Raw genomic sequence first — 19643 nt, forward strand, 5'->3', positions numbered from 1 at the left:
GAATCAATTACCAGTGGACCTTTATTCCCACTTAAAAGAACTTCAATTTTGATGTCATTAATCCTTATAAGCTGAATAATACTTCTCATTCCTTTCATTATCTAGCATTTAATACCAATTATTTCAAATTTTATGACTTTGAGCAATGCTCTTGTTCCATTAAATGGCCCTTTAACTGAACAAGGGTTACCTGGGGACCTTCCTCATTTTCATCAAAAAAACGCCCCATGGCCTGCCCAAGGGACGTTTTTTTGAAAGTTTTTCCTCAAAATAGTCTTTTCCAACCTTTCAGTCCTTCCATCTTATCCCCTTGAAAAGGGGTATAGCGAAGATTCATGCGTAATTTACAATTAACGTGCGGGATTTGGAAAAATCATGCGGCTTCCGTAATAATCGTGCGAGTTTCAGATGCATTCATGCGAGAAATTCGATAATCGTGCCAAAATGTCGAATTTTCTTTATCTGTAAGAATCAAACCGAGGCTCCTTTTAAAAGCCAAGTGACCCCGTCCCCATGGCCACCCCCTCCTCAACTCAACAAACTTCCTTTCATCCAAGCCCGCTCCCGAAAAGGTCCGATCGGTATTTGGATCAAGGTCGTTTGACCCTTTGAATCTAATTTGTACATTCTATCTGTCAATGCCGTATCAAACCCAAGAAGCGGGTGTCCGCCTAACCCGACCGCAGACGAGGCTAAAAGCAGGCGCTGTACAAGCATTCCTGCTTCCATTTGCATGATCCTGTAGCCTCTGTATCCCAGGGCTTGATAGTAATCTTTGTTTCCAATGATTTGAAGGCACAACGGCACCTGAAGCAAATTGACGTTATCAAGGGACAGACCCGATTGAAGCTGAAGACGATAATCTCCTGTGCTGATTTCCCGTAATGAATGACGGACACTGTCATATGCGTATGCGCCATCCGGTACGCCTTCCACATTATAGAAACAGCCAAAAATAGATACACCGGATTTATCTCCGTAAGGAACTTCGTCTATGTCACTACGAAACGAGTAGGACTGAGTGGCTTTTTTAAGTATCGTCGCGAGTTTCTGCTGACTGACCTTCCCCATGACAAAATCCATTTCGGGGGAATAACGATTTTTGCATATCTCAACAAAACCATGGGAGAATGGTTCGATCTCCGGCAGATGAATTTCTTTTTCTCCGTTTCTAAAAGCCGGTTGGTTTCTGAGTTTCTGAAAATCGCCGGTTGAATCGATTTTAGAAGCTTCATTCGCTGCCAGTAACATAGGAAACTCTCTAATTCTTTCAGACTTTTCGTAGAGTTCCACAGAAATAGCAGGTAGCTCCCTGCATACTTCTTCAGCGGTGAATGCCCGTTCCACTCCTTTCCCGTTTCCAGCCCAATTCGTTGCAGCAACTGAAAGCGGGATGACGGAATAGACACTTTCCTCTTCCTCGGTCAGTCCAAGTAAATGATTGATCGCTGAGTCCAGAAATTGAACATACACCCCTGACTCGAATCCAAACCGTTTGGCCGTTTCCAGCAGCTGTCCCTTAAGGACACCGGCATCCAGTCCTTGCAGCCGGTAGGAAAAGTTATTGTATTTAAAAAAGTTTTTCCAAAATCGGGTGGAAACAAAAGCTGTGCCAAAACACGTCGAGATATCGCAGCGATTGCCAAGTGCCCGTTCTAGATATGAATCGACATTCCCTTCCCGGAGCAGGACTAGGCGATGGTGGGATACATCATAATGGTAGATTCCATCGGGCAAATCATCCAACTTTAAATAGATATATAGTTCATTCGGATACAGCGCCCCTCCTGATGGAGCAAACCGCCGATAGGAGTGGATGGGGTATGACTCCTGATCCAGAGAATCATCCGGATCCATTGACTGGCTTACCCCAGTGATGCCATAGACATACCAGAGAAAATGCCCGATTTTTTCTAAATCGGGTGTTGACGGCGGCTGGCTCTCGAACAGTGACACAGGTACTTCCAAAGACAATGGCACAACCCGCAGCCCCCGGTAAAGCTTGTAAGGAAGAGGGGTATCCTCCCAGTCCACTTCCCAGTTTGGCTGATTGGCCCGATTGATATTACATTGCAGATTGTATAAAAATTCTTCCAGACTCATCCTCCTTACCTCCTAATACCTTAAGGAAACGGATGCGGTTTTTGATTAAGCTGATCATAGGTCAATGGCCGGTCGGCATATCCCAGTTCCACCGGGACGTTAAGGACTCTTTCCAATCCTGTCAGACGGGTGAGGTGATGACCGAATGTCATGGGGAGCATGCCGGGAATCAAGACTTTCACACAGTATAGTCCGTTCTTTTCAAGTTCTGGGGCGGTTTGATCAACAACAATGACATCAAGGTTCCGGTTTCGAAATCTGTCAAGAATATCCTTCAGGTCATCCGTAAGATCACTGTGATCGGACCTCCAGTTGAATTCCTCCTTGAAACTTCGCAATGGCCGGCTGTCATCCTGTAAAAACGTGAAACGTTTCTCGGCCTGGGGCAGTCCATACAGCATGCCGTGATCATCCATCTGTCTTACAAGGGAATCATCGACCAGCATTTTTTCATAATTCGCCTTGTTCTTCTCCAATTTTTCATCGAGATTCAGCATCATCCCGGCGAGCTCCTGTATCGCGCTTTTTGCCGCTCTCACTGGATCCAGATGGGCACCTGCCGCGAGGATCAGATTCAATCCTTTATCCTTCCTGTTCTTGGCCATCGCAAAGACGCTTGGAATTCCGTGCTCCATGGTAGAGTCATACAAATAGAGATCATACCCTGCGACCGCCCGCATCCGTTCGATCATTAACTGCAGCTCCTCGTCCCTTGATGTAAGAGGATCAAGACGCGGCAGATTGAGCTCTGCATACCAGGTCAAAAGGAACGAGTCCCGTTCGACCACCTCCATGATTCCGTAAAAAATCGCTTCCTCCCTGCTTCCTCCAAGTGCACAGCCATTGGACGTTTCATAAACAAAACCGGATGAGCTGCAGCCCAGACTGTAATAGGCAAGGAGCTCAGGGACGAGAATCGGACGTTCTTCGATGAGTGAATAACCCCACACCCAGTCAATAGCCCTGTCAGGGTCAAACTTTTCAAATGGAAAACCTGGCATCGCGTACTGTTCTTCGGTGTGGACGCCGACCTTCAGCGGATTCAGTGCATGCTCCTCCAACTGTCGGTAGCTATCATGGACGACTGTCCGTTTGCCCCGGGGCTGCAGGCCGCAGTGACGCTCCAATCCTTCAAGAATGGCTGTCAGCTCGCTGTCTGAGTAGACTTGTGTCCGTCCGGCCGTCCCTTCATCTCCGGAGAACATCGGCATATTGACACTCGCATCTGCAAATGGCGTCACCAGGTCATACATCTTGCTGTTGAAAAGTCCGGTCCGATTATCCAGATAGTCTTTTATCAGGACATCTTTCAGTTCATCCAGAGGGGTACAGCGGAAACTGTCTGCACGAATTTTCTGGCTAGGCTTGAGGGAAACACGAGCTAACTCCGGCGAATCGTCCGGTATCGGGCTGCAATTATGGCATAATGAGTCGGGAACGAAGGAATGCCAGGAGCTGTTCAATGTTTTCAAGTCGGTTAAACATACCTGTCCTTTGGAATGTGGCTTTGCACCTTCAAGGACCCGGCCAACTTCTGCTGCGATGATATGAGTCATATGCACTAACCCGGTATTCGAAGCCCATGGATCTTTCATGATTCCACCGTCTTCAGCGAGTTTTTCCTGTACCTCCCGCATCTCATTCCGTTCCTTTCCTCCAAGGAGACGTCTCAAATCGGCACATTGCGAGCATCCTGGTGTGTTCGGATGAACCAGTGGGCCGATGATTCCCTCTCCAAACGAAACAAAGCCTCTCAGCCATGGGATAGACGACTGCCGCATCACTTCTTCCGCCATTTGATGCACAGCCGGATTCCATGTATCATCAAGTGTCAGTACCAAATCTGTCTGTGCCGGGAACTTTTTTTCAACGTTTTCTTGCCGGAAAACGGGATACCGCGCTGAAATTTGTGAACATACAAGGTCCGCAAGCAGCCCATCCCCCACAATCACCACGAAAGAATTCATCAGGTTTCCTCCTCTCGCAGCAGCACACCAAACACGCCTTCGAGCTCCTGTTTAAAAACGGGCTCAATATTCAGTTCAAATACCACTACCTGCTTCTGATTCCTTTTTAAGGTTTCGATTGCTTCTTTCAGGGGCTGGGGTGTGTCTTCACTGGCTGGAATGGTGATCCTCTCTGGCTTTCCTTGCTCTATTGCAACAACAACCGGTTTTGCGTCGAAAGCCTCCTTATCGTTCTGGGCTTGAAAGAGTGCATGCTTAAGAGAGTGCCTCAGTGCCATGGTGATCGTGAAATCGGTATTCCCATACCAGCCATTCCTTCCACGAACATAGACGACAGGAAATCCAGCCAAATCCTCCCCTAATCCGATTTCCGGCTTTCCTTGCATGGTGGTCAGTGCCTGTAAATAATAACGGCATGTTTCATCCTCAACCCTATCCAATTCAAGGCGGGAAATCGTGCTGCTTTGAACCGATTCTCTTTTCCTCAGCCCATCAGTCAAACACTCACGAAGACCGCGGCCGACGCATTCTGCAAACGTCGCTCCTGTGCAGGTGGCCATATATTCACCCGTCTCTCGAGGAACGATCAAACTGGCCAATCTTGAAGCGTATCTCTCAATCCCTTTTAACCCTGCTTCCCGGCGTGCTTCTTCATGGGTCAAGCCGCTGCAAATCACCTCATCCAACAGTTCGGCAGGTCCCTCGGACAGGACATCGACCGGCTGGACACGGCATTGAGCCAATGGCAGCTGCTTCGTATCTCCTTCTTCCCACACATGAAAAATCCCCGTCTCTTTAGACGTCAGCAGAGTAAAGAGATACAACACTTTTTCAGGGTCAGATCTTTCTGAAACCTGTTCTATCCGTGTTTCCACATTCTGAACACCTTCAGCTCCTGAATATCCAATCTCCAAGGAATGAGGTAAAAAGGAATGCCAGCTTCCTTCAAGCGTTTCTGTATCCAGCAGAAAGATTCGATTTCGCTGATCTGATTTTGTCACTCCCGTTATCTCTTTGAATAGTTCAAAGACGACTATGTTCGCAAGCATCGCTCCAGGGATCGCCGATTCGATCGAAACCTGATCTTCTTTTCGTAAGGCTGTAGTGTGAATGCGCCTCCAAGCAGATTTCCAACCAGCCTCGGAATCAGGGTGGATGATGGGTCCTGCGATTCCTGTCTGCCTGTTGCAAATCGCCAGAATAAACAACTTCTTATCAGCCCGGCAAATGGCATGAATGAGCTCCAATTCCTCAAGGTTTTCGTTTTGACTACCATATAAAATGGAATCGAAGGGCTTCAGGGTCTCCCGCCATCCGTCTTCACTGAATCCGACTTCCTGGAGCTCTACCTCCGGATCCGTTTTACGCGCATGTTCCACGAGTTCCTGCAGCCGGCCTCTATTCGTCGGTACCTCATCGGTCAAGAGCACCTGCAGCTTAGCCAATCCCGATTCAATCAGCGATGAAACGAGTGAAGTCAGAAAAGGACCAGACCCCACTGCCAGGACATTGGCCCCGCGGTAGGTTTCAAACCTTGATGCGCCCGAACCTGCCAAACTATCGACAAATTCAATCTGTGATGCGAATTTTTCCACTGCATGTTGGGGCAGCTGGTGTGGCAGATCCTTGCTTACGTCCCGAACAAATCCATTTTTATGCAAAACCTCTGCTATTTCCATGACCCTGTTTTTATAAGGTACAGGCAGTCCGTTCGTCAAATACTCAAGGGAGTACTCCCCATTGAATATCGGAAGCAGCTTCTCAACCCATTGATCAATTCCACTTCCCTCCATGCGGAAAGAGCATTGGTTATTCCTAAAGAAAACACCGCTGTTTGGTTCAGGGAGATAAAACGTATCCCTCATTACTTTTAAACGCATAGAAGGGTCCAATTTTTCCATAGCGCTCCTCCTTACACCCGCTAATGTGACTATCATTATCATGGTATGAGACTCACTTTGTCCCTTATGTATAAAAAAAAGACCCCTGCACTGACTCGTACAGGGATCATGTTGAATACGAAATTCTAAAAGCTGATTAACGGCCGCAGCGTCCACATCTGCCGCAGCCGCCACACCGGCCACCTCCGCCGCATCTTCCGCACCCGCCGCAACGGAAGCATCCACCACAGCCACCACAACCAAAACAGCTAAAGAAGCATGAGAAACCAACGCCGAAACAGCCTCCAAATCCAAGAAAGAGTCGTTCGTCATTCGGATCATACATGTTTTGATCCCAAGAAACAGGCTGTGTTGCCTGGAAATCACCTACATTCAGATTTTGAAGTTCATTGTGAAAATGATTCATCAATTTCATTACCTCCCCAAAAAATTACCCAATGTCACTCTCAATAAGGAACAAAAACAATTGAGCTTTCTAAGAAAAAATTTCTGTCATTTAGGTACATTCACTAAAATGTGAACACTCCCAAACAATTTATGTGATCTTGCTGGGTATTGTTACTGATAAAAAAGCCTATTTTACAGGGGAAGAACAAAAAAACACTCCAGTCAATGGACCGGAGCTTGAACAGGTTTATACTGTACGAACCACTTACACCCCAATTAAATTTGAAGTGGGCGATTTTTAGAACATTAAATAGAGGAGCCGGCATCTGCCAGCTCCTCTTAAGACTTATTGATGATTCCTGCACACTTCTCTTAAATCCTTCATCACTTTTTCTTTTTCTTCCCATGAATAAATCGAAGCCCCTGCAGCCAATGGATGTCCGCCGCCGTTGTACTTTTTGGCGATGGTGTTGATGACTGGTCCCTTGGAACGCAGACGGACTCTGATTTGATCACTTTCTTCAATGAAGAAGACCCACGCTTTGATGCCTTTTACGTTACCCAATGTACTGACCAGTAAAGAAGCTTCTGAAGGAATGACTTGATGCTCTTCCAAAATTTCTTTCGTCATGATCATGCTTGCACAGCCATCCTGATCCATTTCGAAGTTTTGAAGGACAAACCCGTGCAGCTTGATGACATTGGCATCGATCTCGTACATTTTATTGAATAGTTCATTACGGTCAAAATCAAAGCGGATCAATTCGCCTGCGATATCAAACGTATTCTGGGTTGTACTTGGATAAAGGAATCTTCCCGTGTCTCCCACGATCCCGGCAAACAAAAGTCTTGCGCCTTCATCAGAGAGCGTGAGTCCTTTATCCTTACCGAACAGGTAGAATTCATAAATCATTTCGCTTACTGAGCTTGCGGATGTATCGATCCATAAATAGTCTCCGTATGCATCTTCATTGGGGTGATGGTCGATTTTCACGAGCTTATCCCCTAATTTATATCGTCTGTCACAGATTCGCTCTTCATTCGCCGTATCGCAAACGATGATTAAAGCTCCTTCGAACACATGGTCTTCAATGACATCCAGGCGTTTTAAATAATGAAGACTTTCATCTTCTTGCCCGACGGCATATATCTTTTTATCCGGGAAGGACGTTTTCAGCATTTCCACCAGTCCTCCCTGGGAGCCGTATGCATCAGGATCCGGGCGAACATGTCTATGTACGATGATGGTTTCATATTGTTTGATGAGTTCCAGTATTTGTTCTTTCATGGGAATCTCCTTTGTAGTGGATTTTTTATTTGGCATTCTGTCCTGATATCTGTAAAATAGTAGCGAGAGAAGTCAACGATGGAGGACAAAACTATGTATTTTCTCGCACTACTGATTGTCGTAGCATTCACGTTTTATGTCTTTTATAAAATCAGACAGGTTCGAACGAATCGACCAATGGAAAAGAAATGGTTATCGGCGAAGGCAAGCATTGCCCTCGGGTTATTTGTTGCCCTATTCGGTATAAACCAGCTGTTCTTATTTCCTGGGACGCTGACGTATTTTATCGGCGGCCTTTTCATCCTTATTGGACTTGGAAGCTGCTGGGCCGGCTATAAGCTGTACAAGCACGTGCTTCCTTATGCTCAAAGGGAAGCGAAGGAACTGGATAATCAATAAAGGCGACAATAGACTGGATGCTTATCCGGTCTTTTTTTCTGATTTCTTAGTCGGTGGATTGATTTTTTCAGGTAAAAAAAGCATCATTTTTTTCAATTATCGGGTGAAAGATGTCCTTTTAAGTAGCCTATGGATGAAAAAGCGGTCATTCTTCAACTTTCCGAACAGATTTTGGCTACTTATGACCCTCTTCCCGGATTTATGAACCGGATTTCGTTACTTATGATCCTCTTTCCAGATTTATGATCCGGTTTCGGCAACTTATGATCCGGAAATCCATTTTATGAACCCTTTGTCGAACTACAAATGATCCCCGAAATCCCCACATTCATCATTCGCTTTTTTAGAAAAAAACTTAATGACGATCTATCAACTGACAGATCATCAATGATTTTCCGACCATTACACCTTCACAATATACTTCTACATCCACTTTACCAAATTTTCTTCCGACGTCGAGCACTTTTGGGTGAATTTCGAGCATGCTCTCCATTTGGACAGGCTTGATGAAATAGATGGTCATGTTTTCGATGACGATATCGCCTTTTTTGAAGGGCTTCAATGAACGATTGGCCGCTTCTGTCATTAGAGTCGTGAATACGCCATACGAAATTGTACCAATTCCCGTGGTCATCTGTGGAGTCACCGCAAAAAGGTAGACTTCTTTATCGCCTTTCTTCTCAACGGCTGCTTCTACTCCGTTACTGATCAGATCATCAATCGTTTCCCCGACCTGTGGCTGCCTTTGGATCATTTGAAGTGCTTTCAATACGTCCTGACGGCTTATGATTCCCTGGAGCCTGTTTTGTTCATTCACGACGGGAAGTAATTCGATCCCTTCCCAGATCATGATATGGGCGGCTGAGGCAACGCTTGTATTCGGGCTGACGGTGATCGGTTGTTTGGTCATGATTTTATCGATGCCCGTATATTTTTCCTGCCCCATGACGTCTTTTGATGTGACCATGCCATGTACTTTCAGGTTGTTATCGACCACCGGGAAACGGCTGTGGAATGTATACTGATTTTTTTCGTACCATTCTTCCAACGTATCATTAATATGCAGGTAAGCCGTGTCATCCGCTTTTGTTAAAATATCTTCTACCAATACGATTTCCTTTTTGATGAGCTGATCATAAATCGCCCTGTTGATCATGGTCGCTACTGTAAAGGTGTCGTAGGAAGTAGAAATGATCGGGAGTTCGAGCTCGTCTGCAAGCTTCTTGACATGATCTTCTGTATCGAATCCACCGGTGATCAATACAGCAGCCCCTGCTCTAAGTGCGTGCTCGTGGGCCTGGGTCCGGTTCCCGATGATCAACAGGTTCCCTGCTTCCGTGTATCTCATCATGGCTTCAAGCTTCATCGCTCCAATGACGAACTTATTGAGCATTTTATGTAGTCCCGTTCTTCCACCCAATACTTGTCCATCAATGATATTGACCACTTCTGCATAGGTGAGCTTTTCGATGTTATCTTTCTTCTTTTGTTCGATCCGGATCGTACCAACCCGCTCGATGGTGCTGACATATCCTTTAGTTTCCGCATCTTTAATCGCCCTGTACGCGGTGCCTTCGCTCACGTTCAGTGCTTTCGCAATTTGGCGGACAGAGATTTTTTCACCGACTGGCAAGGTATCTATGTAGTCTAATATTTGTTCGTGTTTAGTAGCCAAGCTTTTCACCCTTCTTTATAACGTCCTGCTTCATATGTTTATTATAATGTGAAAAGCGTGGTGTTTCAATTTAATCGGGGCTTACATTGGTGTAAGCCCCATTGATTGGGAGAACTTTGATGCTTTTGTACAGAGAGAGTGCAGGTTGATTTCCGCTCCAGGTGCTCGCTTTCCGCGGGGCATGAGTTGAGCCTCCTCGGGCTAAAGCCCTGTGGAGTTTCAACTTTCCCACTATTCCCGCAGGAGTCGAGCACCTTCCGCTTCAATCAACTTGAGAGGTTCACCTTAAACAAACACCATTTTCTTAAAAAACTTATCCAAACGACCTTGATCTGACTTTCCGCACCGGCTTCGATTTCAACTTCTTGCCCTTACTTGTCCCTTTAGGTGTGTAAAGAAGGGCTGCAAGATTCCCCGCTACAACAAACGTGGCAAGTACGAGCCAGCTGATCGCAAAGATGCCTTGAAGACCTTCTGCAAAAATGGACATGCGGGGAGCTCCATAATAGATGAATGCTCCTGCTAAGAGTAAACATAAGATGTATCGTTGTTTCACACGTTTTTCCTCCTCTCTAGGCTTGTATCATGTATATGCGAGGGAGTGGAGGATATTGTGTAAACATGAGAAAAAGGGCGATGCAAATGCACCACCCTTTCCCTATTAGTATTCGATTACGTCTCCGGCCTTCATGACCTGACCTTCAGAATCCTCCAGCATGTCGATGAATTTCTGCGGATCCTGTTTGATCGGCGGGAATGTATCATAGTGGATCGGCACGACTTTCTTCGCTTTTAAGAAGCTTGCAGCCGTTGCCGCATCTTCAGGTCCCATCGTGAAGTTATCCCCGATTGGAAGGAACGCAAGATCAATCGGATGACGCTCCCCGATCAGTTTCATATCGGAGAATAATCCGGTATCCCCTGCATGGAAGATGGTTTTCCCTTCAATCATCAAGAGAATTCCCGCAGGCATTCCCATATAGATAATTTCATTGCCGTCCGTAATTAGACCTGAGCCGTGGAACGCTTGTGTGAATTTCACTTTCCCGAAGTCAAATTCATACGCTCCCCCGACATGCATCGGATGGGTCTTCACTAATTGCCAGCTTAAGTATGTTGCCAGTTCATGGTTGGCGATTACCAACGAATCATTCTTTTTCGCAAGCTCGACGGTGTCCCCTACGTGATCGTTGTGACCGTGTGTAAGGATGATCACATCGGGTTTCTCGTCATCCACTTTAAGATCCGTCAGTTCGTTTCCATTGATGAAGGGATCGATTAAAATCGTTTTTCCGTTTGTTTCGATTTTCACTACTGAATGTCCATGATATGAAATCTTCATTTTGCATCTCCTCCATATAAACTTATCTATTTTTCTTACTCTCGTATGCTACTTTATGTTATACCCCAATTTTATAAAAATAAGCGAGTAGTGGCAATTAAGTTGTTGTCTCTACTCATATAAAACAGTAAAAAAACCAAGGTTAACCCTTGGTTAGAAAGACTATCTATTTTACCGCTGATTGATCATCCGTTTCCTTTTCCAACACATTCTCGACATAATCTTTGCCCCACTCATACATAGCCTCTAAAATCGGTAACAGTCTTTCACCATGCTCGGTAAGTGAGTATTCAACTTTTGGTGGGACTACAGGATAAACTTCTCGGTGTACGATTAAATGATCTTCAAGTTCGCGTAATTGGTTTACAAGCATTCTTTGGGTAATTCCCGGCATAAGGGACTTTAATTCACCAAATCGTTTCGTTCCTTCCTTGCCTAGATGCCATAAAATTAACATTTTCCATTTACCACCGATTACTGCGAGCGTTAATTCTTTCTCACAGTTAAAATTTTTCTCTCCTAAATTTGGCATTAACGTCAACTCTCCTTTATTTCATCCAATAGTATACTTTTTGTTACTATATGCGATAAAAGTGCGTACTTTAAATTTATTTACATACTGATTATACTAAACAGCATGCTAGTGAGTAAATACATTCTCATGACAACACTTAGCATAACCAATTAAAATTTATTATAAGGAGCGAATATAAATGAAGTTACAATTAGCATTAGATCTTGTGGATATTCCAGGAGCCATTGCATTAGTAAAAGAGGTAGAAGAGTATATTGATGTTGTAGAAATTGGTACACCTGTGGTGATCAATGAAGGCCTAAAAGCAGTGAAAGAAGTAAAAGCAGCATTCCCTGACTTAACCGTATTAGCGGACTTAAAAATTATGGATGCAGCTGGATATGAAGTAAGCCAAGCCTCTGCTGCAGGTGCTGACATCATTACGATTCTGGGAACGGCAGAAGACGAGTCAATCAAAGGCGCAGTAGAAGAAGCCCGAAAACAAGGGAAACAAATCCTTGTTGATATGATCGCCGTGAAAGACGTTGCAGCCCGTGCGAAGGAATTGGACGAACTTGGTGCCGATTATATCTGTGTACACACAGGTTATGATCTGCAAGCTGTAGGAAAAAATTCCTTTGAAGATCTACACACGATCAAAAGCGTTGTGAAAAATGCCAAAACGGCAATTGCCGGTGGAATCAAATTAGAAACACTACCGGAGGTTATAAAAGAACAGCCTGACCTCATCATTGTAGGTGGCGGGATTACAAGCAAAGAAGATAAACGAGCGACTGCACGTGAAATGCAGGAATTAATTCACCAAGGGTAATGAAACGATGAAATCTACTCAATATTTAGCCAAAGTCGTGGAAGAATTAAGACAAACAGTGCACTTAATCTCTGATGAAGAGGCAGAGAAATTTGTAAACCTGATTCTAGAATCCAAGAAAATCTTTGTCGCTGGTGCTGGCAGATCTGGATTGATGGGGAAATCTTTTGTGATGCGTATGATGCACATGGGGATTGATGCCTATGTCGTTGGGGAAACAGTAACAGCTAACTTAGAAAAGGATGATCTATTAATCATTGGATCAGGCTCAGGAGAAACCAAAACGTTAGTGGCCATTGCTGAAAAAGCAAAAAGCTTGGGAGGTACCGTCGCAGCAATAACCATTTCTCCTGAATCGACCATCGGAGAATTAGCTGATTTGGCCGTTACATTACCAGGAGTAACGAAAGACCAGTCCGAAGGTGATTACAAAACGATCCAGCCAATGGGCTCTCTATTTGAGCAAACGATGTTGTTATTTTATGATGCCATCATTCTGCGCTTTATGGAGAAAAAGGGATTGGATTCTACTAAAATGTATGGGAAGCACGCAAATCTCGAATAGAGTAAAAAATACAGAAAAAGCCACATTTCAGGATGTGGCCTTTTCTGTATACTCCCATTTTGTTATGTAAAATATTGCACTCCAATCACCATAAGGACATAACACCAAGGGCTTCATAATCTTTCCTATATTTACATAAAAAAAGCCGACTGAACATTCCCATGCAGTCGGCTTCGTGGTGTTATTGTTGCTCTAATTGTGTTCTAGTATCTGAATAGTCTACAGCATGCGCTTCAGCAACCGCTTGGTACGTCACATATCCGTTCAATGTGTTGATACCTTTTAATAATGCTTCGTTGTCTAAACACGCTTTTTTGTAGCCTTTGTTTGCGATTTGAACCGCATAAGGTACAGTTACGTTTGTAAGTGCGATCGTAGACGTACGTGGTACGGCACCAGGCATGTTGGCAACGGCATAGTGCACAACGCCGTGCTTCACGTAAGTTGGATCATCATGAGTTGTGATGCGGTCCGTTGTTTCGAAGATTCCACCTTGGTCGATGGCGATATCGACGACAACAGAACCAGGCGTCATCGCTTTGATCATGTCTTCTGTTACCAATTTAGGTGCTTTCGCTCCCGGAATCAGAACAGCTCCGATGACAAGGTCCGCTTCTCTTACAGCTTGTTCGATATTCAGCGGGTTGGACATAAGCGTCGTTACGTCACTTCCGAAGATATCATCAAGCTGACGAAGGCGATCCGGGTTAAGGTCAAGGATTGTTACGTTGGCACCAAGTCCGACAGCCATTTTCGCTGCGTTCGTACCGGCAACTCCTCCACCGATGATCGTTACTTTACTGCGGCGAACCCCTGGTACACCTGAAAGTAATACACCTTTACCACCGTGGATCTTCTCTAGGAACTGTGCACCGATTTGAGTCGCCATACGTCCAGCCACTTCACTCATCGGAGTCAATAATGGAAGGGCACGATTCAGTTCAACCGTTTCGTACGCGATTCCGATCACTTTATTATCGATTAACGCTTTCGTTAATTCAGGTTCTGGAGCAAGATGTAAATATGTAAATAAGATAAGTCCCTCACGGAAATAAGAGTACTCACTTGGAAGTGGCTCTTTTACCTTCATGACCATGTCCATGGACCATGCTTCCGCTGCAGAATCAACGATGTGTCCACCTGCTGCTACATAATCTTCGTCTGTAAATCCTGAGCCCAATCCAGCTCCTGATTCGATGTAAACCTCATGTCCAAAAAGAACCAGATTCACAACACCTGCGGGAGTCATAGCCACCCGATTTTCATTATTTTTAATTTCCGTTGGTACACCAATACGCATACTAAGCCAACCTCCTAAATGCACTATTGCTCCTTGGAGCATTTACTTCCTAAATATAACACTATTCATATATAATAGCGAAGGGCAATTACTCACCCTGTAAGCACTTACATTCTAACAAATAAATAAGGAAATATCTCTATTTTTCTTTAAAAAATTCAATGATTATTTCTTCGCTTTTTTCCAAAAATTCTTTAAAATAGAAACCATGCATCTTAGTATACCCAAAGGAGATTATTCCATGAAACAACCCATGATCGAAAGACTTGGACTTGAAAAGGTCCCACCACAATTAAAATCAACCACATGGATCGAATACTTCATCATACAGCTCGCCTTCTCCGTGAACGCAGGAAACTTCCTCATCCCGGCACTGGCCGTCCTTGAAGGGGGACTATCCTTCCAGGCAGCGTTCCTTGCCACCGTACTCGGAGCAAGCGTTGCCTTCCTATTCGTATCATTCCTGTCTCTACCGGGATCCCGCTACGGCCTGCCCGCACAATACGTCCTGCGGTCCATCATCGGAACCCGGCTGTCGATGCTCATCGCATCCCCCATCCGGTCCCTGACGTCCCTCTACTGGTTCAGCGTCCAAACCATCGGAGGAACCTTCGTCATCATCTCCATGGTGGAAAAAGTAACACCGTACACCATACCATTCATACCCGTCGCCATCGGACTCGCCATCATCATGACCCTTCTAGCCCTCATCGGCTTCGAAGCCGTCAAAAAAGCGACCAAACTATTCATCCCGATCCTCGTGATCGGCCAGGGAATCATCCTGTACCTGTTCCTAACAAAAGGAGCCGATTCCCTCACAACACTAAGCCAAGGCCAGGAACCATTCTCCATCGGAACGTTCCTATTCTACTCAAGCCTCGTCTTCGTCCAATACATCTCAGGCGTCAGCGCATCCTCCGACATCACCCGCTACAGCAAAAGCGATCGCCACGGATTCTGGGGACTGTATAGTGGAAACGTCGTCGGATTCATGATGACGGCGCTCCTTGGAGGATTGAGTGCCAGCTTGTTCAAGGATCTGAATCCATTCGTGGCAGCGGGTCAACTTACCGACTCCAGTCTGCTTCTGTTAGTGATCACGGCTTGTGCGATGGTGTCGATGATTTCTATTAATCTTAGTAATGCGTATACAGGGGGATATAGTCTGCTTAATGCACTGCCGTCCCTATCGCGGATTCAGAGTGCTCTGGTGTTCAGTGTCGCAGGGATTATTTTAAGTTCGTTTCCGCAGCTGGTTTATAATGCGCAGGAGTATATTTCTTATCTGGGGATCCTTATCATTCCGATATCGGCGATTGTGGTGGCTGATTATTTAGTTATTCGGAAAGGACGGATTTCTGAGAGTGCGCTTGTGAGGCTGGCGAGTGGGGAGTCGAATTTTAATCGTGAGGCGTTGGTCGTTCTAGTCATTGGAATGGTGGTTTATTTGGGGATTCCGGATTCGTTTTCGCCGGGGTTTAGTTGTTTTATTGTTACTTGTTTGGTTTATGCGGTGGGGAAGGTACGGGAGAGGGTGGAAGAGAAGGGTGTTATTCATAACTTGGTTAAAGGAAGAGATTAGACACTCTCTTCCTTTTCAAACAAGATTCGAACCAATAAAGCATTCACGTATTATATTAAAACCTGCTTCAAAAAAGTTTGTTATGAAGACATATAAACATTAGGTTAGGTATCGATACCATTGGTAAAATTTGTATTTTTATTATTGGTATTGAGATAACAATCCATACTGTTTCCCTAACAAATATTTTAGTGCATACTTATTTCTGTGAAATGAATTATCTACTACCTCTATATTATTGATTACAAATAATTTATTTAAAATCTTAAACAAATCTAATGTTTGATTAATTCTATTTTTTTTGTTTCGTTTAGTAATAATGTCTACTCCATTAACACAGTCTTCGAAATTGTCTACTAAATGATCAGTTAGTTTATATCCTCCATGAATATACGAACATGATATTTTATACTCATTCATTATTTTACTATATTCTGCCTCTTTTAAGATCAACTTATTTTGGTCCTTTAAATCTAAAAAAGATTGAGAAGTAATATGTGTAATGTACTCATCTTTTTTTAAAATTAACCTAATATAGTTTTCTATAATAGATCTTTCGTTTAAATAGAGATATCTAGTAGACTCATTTATATCATTGAGAATAAAATTAAAAAAATCTGAGATTAAAACTTTGGCAAAATAAGTTTGTGGATACGTGTTCAAGATATGTTTTAAAAACAGAGTTTGCTTAGCTATCATTCTATAATATTCAACTGTTTGACTATCTATTGGCGAGAATTGTCGCTCAATATTATTTATTAGATTATTGATTTCTTCTTTACAAATTCTCAAACCTATTTCATTCATAACTATAACCAACCATCAAATGTATTACTGTCTTTGGATTTAGAAATATCAATACGTTTAACAATGAATTTATACAATTTGTTTTTATAATCTAAATACTGTTTATCCTCACTATCTGCAATCAGTCTTATTGTTCTAGAAACTATCAAAGTTCTAGAAGCATACACATACAAATTAAAATCCTTATTAAATACTTCCTTCAATAGAATTTTTGTATCTATGTTTTTTTTAAACAATTCTGTAGATAATAATATTTCACTTACAATACCTATTAACTTGTATTTTGGAGGCTTTGTATTCTTTAATTCATTTCTAAAAATTTTTAATTCTTCCATTTTCAATCCTCCAACACCTAAATATTGCACTGGTCCAATTTAAATGAAATCTTTTCTAACATTTCTTCTGTTATAGATTCAATATCTTCCAACGAGGATTTATATTTTGTAGGTAAAGTTCCGCTGTATCCGTATTGTATATGATTAACAATATGACTAACTGAGTCGAAAATATCTATATCATTAACAGACTTCTTTGATTCAAAATCCGTTTTTATTTTCTGTTGTTTTAAATTCATATTTTTATTTACCATTGTATAAACGATACCTAAACATTTTAAATCAATACCCTCGGAAGAGATTAAATTACCCACCGCTGTTTGTAAAGAATCAATACCTATAATAGAATATCTATCAATTCTATTTGGAATCATGTAGAAATCAGATGCTAAAAGTGCACTATCAGTATAAATAGTTAATGTAGGCGGACAATCAATTATGATATAATCATATTCTTCTCTTAAACTATTCTCGGAAATAAAATTCTTCAGTCGCTTAACCAAACTAAAATCACTATTCTTATTTGCTAATACTAAGTTTAAATCTCCAGATAATAAATCTAAACCATCTTTCAAGTTAATTATTAAGTCTTCTGCTTTTGGTAACTTATATCTTTTAGACATATCTAGTTGAGGCTTAAATAATTGGAAAATAGTTTTATTTTTATTTAATACTTCTGAAGTATAAAAACTATTACTTACTTCCTCGTCTTCGTCTTCGTCATCATCTCTTGAATTCCTTTGAATAGCTTCTTCTACAGCTGTTTTTATATCTATTATTTCATCGTCTATCACCGTATCATCTATCACACTTTTCTTTATATATGCATCTATTAAAGAGTGAGTTGCATTAAATTGAGGGTCTATATCAATTACTAACACTCTACTATTTTTAAATTTTGCTAGGTAATCTGCAATACCTATACTTAGTGTAGTTTTACCTACACCTCCTTTCATGTTTATATATGAAATAACTATACCTTTTTTATCCATCAAGACACCCCTTTTTCAGATTAAGGAAACTAACTATTAAAATATTGCACATTTAGCAAGATTATGCAAAGGTATTTGGTATTTATTACTAATAAAATCCCCTGAAATTTTAAGCATGCTTATGTTACCATTTATACAATTTACCAGTATGAGTGTTTGCTTCTGAGACTTTGACGTCAGATATGATGACTAACTAGTGAAAACGTTTTCGGATATTAGCTTGTTTAAATTTTCTATGATCTTGAAAGAACTCCAAAGGCAGGTATGAGTTTAATATAGAAAAGAATGAATTCCAATGTTGAAGAGGGGGGACCAATGTGACGGGCTGCATATTCAGAGTGTAAAGTACCAAGTTTTAAGTTAATGAAATAATGGGGTCAGATCCCCACCACATTGACGCTTCACTGTGCCGAGGGTCTGACCCCATTATTCCGATAAATAGCCCAAAAGTTAAGTTTTTTAACGAACTGTCTTAAATGATTTATTTAGTTTTCATATTTGTATTTAGACTAATTGCCTAGATTTATTAATTCACATATATTCTTCCATATTTATTTGCGCTTGTCCTATATTATCTTGTTTAGAATCCTCAATATTTTTAAAGTATTTAGCCGATATTCCCAAAAATTTTTTTTCTATTTTTTCTTTATCCAAACCTTGTGCAATAGCAAGTTGAATAAGTGAAACTACTTTCTCATCAATCTCTGTTTGAGAATTTAAATTAGTGGAATTTCCCTTTTTAAAAATTTCTTCCAATGAAGTGTATTCCTTTGCATTACCTTCTGCTTTCAGTTTTTCTACCCCTTCACTATTTCCTAAAACAAACAAAGATGACCATTGGTATTTAATATTTTCCAATACTCCTTCCCAGGTACCACTTGATTTCTTTCCTGAGATTTTTGATGAAGCAATTAGTACAGCATTAGAGGGTGCATGGATATATCTATTTCGTTGCATTGCATAAAATCCAGTAAACGGTGCGTCAAGCCTTTGTGAAGACATTAAAAGTAGTTGTCCATTTGAAACATAATTTCGAATAACACTCTTTTTAACCCATTTTGCTAACCCATCAGAGGGGAAAACTATAGCTTTTCCACCGTTTTCTAAAGATGCTTCAACTGCTGTTGTATCGACACCTTTTGCTCCCCCTGATATTATTACCACTCCACTAGAAACTGCTTTTTTTGCAATTTCAGCAGTCTTAGATAGTTCATCAGCATTGGCGTTTCTAGCACCTACAACAGCTAATGTTGGTTGTGTGAAAATTGTTGCGTCTCCTACATAATAGAAGAAAGCTGGGATAAATTTTTGTGTTAACTTTTTTAAAGAATTTGGCATCTGAGAACGAAACATAATACTATACCCCTGATGAACGATTTCCTTAAGCTCTAACATTGATATTCCCAACTTTTGTCGGGCATCTATTTTCTTAATGATATTAATTTTTTGTGCCTCTGTTGCTTTTGTTAAAACTTTAAGTAATTGAGAAGACGTTATTTTAAGCAATGCCTCTGGCTGCATTCTATGCTCACCTAATGATTTTACAACTGCATTCCATTCTAGAATTGTTAGCGGAGTTGTCTTTGTCTGTGCCAGTTGTGCACAAAATAAATAAGTAGCAATTTCGTTATTTGTCAACTGCATAATGTTCACC

General features: G+C 42.2%; 18 protein-coding genes. 4 read left to right on the forward strand and 14 right to left on the reverse strand.

Annotation, left to right across the window (positions count from 1 at the left end; all coding sequences use genetic code 11):
• Window positions 1-528 precede the first annotated feature (528 nt).
• The 5 genes from FZC88_RS18945 to FZC88_RS18965 all read right to left on the reverse strand — a co-directional run bounded on the left by FZC88_RS18945 (window position 529) and on the right by FZC88_RS18965 (window position 7646).
• Window positions 529-2103, reverse strand: a complete 1575-nt coding sequence (locus FZC88_RS18945) for a SagB family peptide dehydrogenase (protein ID WP_148996037.1) — start codon at window positions 2101-2103, stop codon at window positions 529-531.
• 20 nt (window positions 2104-2123) lie between these two features.
• Entirely contained in the window at window positions 2124-4070 is a 1947-nt protein-coding gene (locus FZC88_RS18950) for a TOMM precursor leader peptide-binding protein (RefSeq protein ID WP_148996038.1), read from the reverse strand.
• The gene (locus FZC88_RS18955; protein ID WP_148996039.1) at window positions 4070-5971 is read right to left on the reverse strand and encodes a putative thiazole-containing bacteriocin maturation protein; all 1902 of its coding nucleotides are present in this window, start codon (window positions 5969-5971) and stop codon (window positions 4070-4072) included. The genes FZC88_RS18950 and FZC88_RS18955 overlap by 1 nt, the downstream gene beginning before the upstream one ends.
• Before the next feature lie 136 nt (window positions 5972-6107).
• Window positions 6108-6386 carry a heterocycloanthracin/sonorensin family bacteriocin gene (locus FZC88_RS18960; protein ID WP_397541046.1) on the reverse strand — a complete coding sequence of 93 codons (279 nt, stop codon included), beginning with the start codon at window positions 6384-6386 and terminating at the stop codon, window positions 6108-6110.
• A gap of 318 nt (window positions 6387-6704) precedes the next feature.
• On the reverse strand, window positions 6705-7646 hold the full coding sequence (locus tag FZC88_RS18965; protein WP_148996040.1) for a DHH family phosphoesterase: 942 nt from the start codon (window positions 7644-7646) through the stop codon (window positions 6705-6707).
• 93 nt (window positions 7647-7739) lie between these two features.
• Between FZC88_RS18965 and FZC88_RS18970 the strand changes: the two genes are divergently transcribed.
• Entirely contained in the window at window positions 7740-8045 is a 306-nt protein-coding gene (locus FZC88_RS18970; RefSeq protein ID WP_148996041.1) for a YtpI family protein, read from the forward strand.
• Between the two features lie 355 nt (window positions 8046-8400).
• Here the strand turns inward: FZC88_RS18970 and FZC88_RS18975 are convergent, their stop codons facing one another.
• The 4 genes from FZC88_RS18975 to FZC88_RS18990 form a co-directional block, all read right to left on the reverse strand.
• On the reverse strand, window positions 8401-9720 hold the full coding sequence (locus FZC88_RS18975) for a DRTGG domain-containing protein (protein WP_148996042.1): 1320 nt from the start codon (window positions 9718-9720) through the stop codon (window positions 8401-8403).
• A gap of 313 nt (window positions 9721-10033) precedes the next feature.
• Window positions 10034-10276: a hypothetical protein gene (locus tag FZC88_RS18980; RefSeq protein WP_148996043.1), complete on the reverse strand. Its 243-nt coding sequence runs from the start codon at window positions 10274-10276 to the stop codon at window positions 10034-10036.
• 105 nt (window positions 10277-10381) lie between these two features.
• Window positions 10382-11062 carry a metal-dependent hydrolase gene (locus FZC88_RS18985; RefSeq protein ID WP_148970860.1) on the reverse strand — a complete coding sequence of 227 codons (681 nt, stop codon included), beginning with the start codon at window positions 11060-11062 and terminating at the stop codon, window positions 10382-10384.
• 166 nt (window positions 11063-11228) lie between these two features.
• Window positions 11229-11594, reverse strand: coding sequence for a winged helix-turn-helix transcriptional regulator (locus tag FZC88_RS18990; RefSeq protein WP_148996044.1), 366 nt, complete (start codon window positions 11592-11594; stop codon window positions 11229-11231).
• 181 nt (window positions 11595-11775) lie between these two features.
• On the opposite strand from FZC88_RS18990, the gene hxlA reads away from it, so the two are divergent.
• Complete coding sequence (gene hxlA, locus FZC88_RS18995; protein WP_044339358.1) at window positions 11776-12408, forward strand: 3-hexulose-6-phosphate synthase; 633 nt, start codon at window positions 11776-11778, stop codon at window positions 12406-12408.
• 7 nt (window positions 12409-12415) lie between these two features.
• A complete protein-coding gene (hxlB, locus tag FZC88_RS19000; RefSeq protein ID WP_148996045.1) occupies window positions 12416-12973 on the forward strand; it encodes a 6-phospho-3-hexuloisomerase in 558 nt (185 codons plus the stop codon).
• 181 nt (window positions 12974-13154) lie between these two features.
• Here hxlB and ald read toward each other — a convergent pair whose 3' ends face one another.
• Window positions 13155-14273 (reverse strand): alanine dehydrogenase, encoded by a 1119-nt coding sequence (gene ald / locus FZC88_RS19005; RefSeq protein WP_148970863.1) that lies wholly within the window; start codon window positions 14271-14273, stop codon window positions 13155-13157.
• A 241-nt stretch (window positions 14274-14514) separates the two neighbouring features.
• Between ald and FZC88_RS19010 the strand changes: the two genes are divergently transcribed.
• Window positions 14515-15855 (forward strand): purine-cytosine permease family protein, encoded by a 1341-nt coding sequence (locus tag FZC88_RS19010; RefSeq protein ID WP_148996046.1) that lies wholly within the window; start codon window positions 14515-14517, stop codon window positions 15853-15855.
• Between the two features lie 141 nt (window positions 15856-15996).
• Here the strand turns inward: FZC88_RS19010 and FZC88_RS19015 are convergent, their stop codons facing one another.
• From FZC88_RS19015 to FZC88_RS19030, 4 genes are all read right to left on the reverse strand, one after another.
• The gene (locus FZC88_RS19015) at window positions 15997-16662 is read right to left on the reverse strand and encodes a hypothetical protein (RefSeq protein WP_148996047.1); all 666 of its coding nucleotides are present in this window, start codon (window positions 16660-16662) and stop codon (window positions 15997-15999) included.
• 2 nt (window positions 16663-16664) lie between these two features.
• Window positions 16665-16997: a hypothetical protein gene (locus FZC88_RS19020; RefSeq protein ID WP_148996048.1), complete on the reverse strand. Its 333-nt coding sequence runs from the start codon at window positions 16995-16997 to the stop codon at window positions 16665-16667.
• 17 nt (window positions 16998-17014) lie between these two features.
• Window positions 17015-17989, reverse strand: a complete 975-nt coding sequence (locus FZC88_RS19025) for a ParA family protein (protein WP_148996049.1) — start codon at window positions 17987-17989, stop codon at window positions 17015-17017.
• A gap of 531 nt (window positions 17990-18520) precedes the next feature.
• Window positions 18521-19633, reverse strand: a complete 1113-nt coding sequence (locus FZC88_RS19030) for a DNA-processing protein DprA (RefSeq protein WP_148996050.1) — start codon at window positions 19631-19633, stop codon at window positions 18521-18523.
• Between the last annotated feature and the right edge of the window lie 10 nt (window positions 19634-19643).

Source organism: Rossellomorea aquimaris, assembly GCF_008180865.1.
Taxonomy (GTDB): domain Bacteria; phylum Bacillota; class Bacilli; order Bacillales; family Bacillaceae_B; genus Rossellomorea; species Rossellomorea yichunensis.

What these genes read in the sequence shown, in the direction of transcription:
- FZC88_RS18990 (WP_148996044.1), bottom strand. Translation starts at nt 11,594, where the DNA reads ATGCCAAATTTAGGAGAGAAAAATTTTAACTGTGAGAAAGAATTAACG.
- FZC88_RS18955 (WP_148996039.1), bottom strand. Translation starts at nt 5,971, where the DNA reads ATGGAAAAATTGGACCCTTCTATGCGTTTAAAAGTAATGAGGGATACG.
- hxlA (WP_044339358.1), top strand. Translation starts at nt 11,776, where the DNA reads ATGAAGTTACAATTAGCATTAGATCTTGTGGATATTCCAGGAGCCATT.
- FZC88_RS19010 (WP_148996046.1), top strand. Translation starts at nt 14,515, where the DNA reads ATGAAACAACCCATGATCGAAAGACTTGGACTTGAAAAGGTCCCACCA.
- FZC88_RS18970 (WP_148996041.1), top strand. Translation starts at nt 7,740, where the DNA reads ATGTATTTTCTCGCACTACTGATTGTCGTAGCATTCACGTTTTATGTC.
- FZC88_RS19025 (WP_148996049.1), bottom strand. Translation starts at nt 17,989, where the DNA reads ATGGATAAAAAAGGTATAGTTATTTCATATATAAACATGAAAGGAGGT.
- FZC88_RS18965 (WP_148996040.1), bottom strand. Translation starts at nt 7,646, where the DNA reads ATGAAAGAACAAATACTGGAACTCATCAAACAATATGAAACCATCATC.
- FZC88_RS18950 (WP_148996038.1), bottom strand. Translation starts at nt 4,070, where the DNA reads ATGAATTCTTTCGTGGTGATTGTGGGGGATGGGCTGCTTGCGGACCTT.
- FZC88_RS19020 (WP_148996048.1), bottom strand. Translation starts at nt 16,997, where the DNA reads ATGGAAGAATTAAAAATTTTTAGAAATGAATTAAAGAATACAAAGCCT.
- FZC88_RS19015 (WP_148996047.1), bottom strand. Translation starts at nt 16,662, where the DNA reads ATGAATGAAATAGGTTTGAGAATTTGTAAAGAAGAAATCAATAATCTA.
- hxlB (WP_148996045.1), top strand. Translation starts at nt 12,416, where the DNA reads ATGAAATCTACTCAATATTTAGCCAAAGTCGTGGAAGAATTAAGACAA.
- FZC88_RS18945 (WP_148996037.1), bottom strand. Translation starts at nt 2,103, where the DNA reads ATGAGTCTGGAAGAATTTTTATACAATCTGCAATGTAATATCAATCGG.
- FZC88_RS18960 (WP_397541046.1), bottom strand. Translation starts at nt 6,386, where the DNA reads ATGAAATTGATGAATCATTTTCACAATGAACTTCAAAATCTGAATGTA.
- ald (WP_148970863.1), bottom strand. Translation starts at nt 14,273, where the DNA reads ATGCGTATTGGTGTACCAACGGAAATTAAAAATAATGAAAATCGGGTG.
- FZC88_RS18985 (WP_148970860.1), bottom strand. Translation starts at nt 11,062, where the DNA reads ATGAAGATTTCATATCATGGACATTCAGTAGTGAAAATCGAAACAAAC.
- FZC88_RS19030 (WP_148996050.1), bottom strand. Translation starts at nt 19,633, where the DNA reads ATGCAGTTGACAAATAACGAAATTGCTACTTATTTATTTTGTGCACAA.